Annotated in this window: 1 protein-coding gene; it reads left to right on the plus strand. The window is 39.3% G+C overall.

Going from position 1 to position 1,035, the window contains the following annotated elements; translation table 11 throughout:
* Positions 1–1,035: site-specific integrase (locus R2S57_RS30360; RefSeq protein ID WP_316848657.1), on the plus strand; the 1,035-nt coding region annotated here is incomplete at both ends.

Consider the following 1,035-nt stretch of genomic DNA (forward strand, 5'->3'; position numbering starts at 1 on the left):
TAATTTTAGCCTGCTTTTTTATCTTAAAAAGCAGAAAAACTATCGTGGCGGCCATGTGCCAGTTTATTTACGAATAACTGTTGGCGGAAAAAGGGCAGAAATGACCAGTGGGCTTGAGTGCGATCCTGAAAAGTGGAATACCAAATCAGGCAGACAGGATGGAAAAAAGGAAGATGTCAGAAGCTTTAATACTCATCTGGATAATCTACAGTCAATGATCAACCAGGTTTACAGGGATCTTTTTGATGCCGGCGAAGTTATTTCAGCCGAAGGCATTAAGTGCAGATTTATCGGGCGGGAAGTCCGGAAGCATACCTTGATGGAAGGCATCAAAGTTCATAACGAAAAAATGGAGGCTTTGGTAGGAAAGGAATATGCCATTGGTACCTTGAAGCGCTTTCAAGTTTTGGAAAGGCATCTTGTCGCTTTCATGAATGAAAAATACAAGATAACAGACATCAACATCAAAAATATTAACCATGCGTTTATACGCGATTTTGATTTTTTCCTGAGGTCAGTAAACGGTTGTGCCAACAATACCACAGTAAGGTATCTGAAAAGCCTTGGTAAAATCCTGCGAATTTCATTAAGCTTAAAATGGATTGACAGCGATCCAATGTTTGGATACAAACTAAAGAGTAAAAATGTAGAGCGTTCATTTCTTACAGAGGATGAATTAACTAAAATTTCAGAAAAGCAGTTCTTAACCGAGCGGCTAAGTCAGGTACGGGATGTTTTTATTTTCTGCTGTTTTACCGGACTTGCGTATTCCGACATAGAAAAACTGAGCCTATCGAATATTAAAACAGGTGTAGATGGCAAAAAATGGGTTTTCACAAACAGAACCAAAACAGGAACCCGATCTGCTATTCCCCTATTACCACCGGCAATCGCAATATTGGAAAGATATAGCGACCATCCATATTGCATCACAAAAGACAGGGTATTACCAGTTTCGAGCAATCAAAAGCTAAACGAATACCTCAAGGAAATTGCCACAATTTGTGAAATTGACAAACCTTTAAGCTCGCACAT

The organism is Pedobacter psychrodurus (assembly GCF_032678585.1).
Lineage (GTDB): Bacteria > Bacteroidota > Bacteroidia > Sphingobacteriales > Sphingobacteriaceae > Pedobacter > Pedobacter psychrodurus_A.